Source organism: Photobacterium sp. R1, assembly GCF_054600795.1.
Genome location: NZ_BAAHZP010001103.1, coordinates 1 through 229, shown reverse-complemented (window position 1 = coordinate 229; position 229 = coordinate 1). Strand labels below are relative to the sequence as shown.

Here is a 229-nt window from a genome sequence, read left to right as displayed (position 1 = left end):
GAAAATGGTGCATAACGGCATTGAATACGCTGATATGCAGTTGATCTGCGAGGCGTATCAGTTTCTCAGTCAGCAGCTCAGCCTGCCTGCCGCCGAAATAGGCGAGATCTTTGCCGAGTGGAACCAAGGGGTACTGAACAGTTATCTGATGGAAATCAGTGCCGATATTTTGCAGCAGCAGGATCCTGACTCCGGCCGTCCGCTGGTGGAAATGATCCTGGATAAAGCC

General features: G+C 51.5%; 1 pseudogene. It reads left to right on the top strand.

Annotated elements, in window-relative coordinates:
- Positions 1 to 229: pseudogene (locus tag ACYP03_RS28470) on the top strand (NADP-dependent phosphogluconate dehydrogenase); the annotation flags it as partial.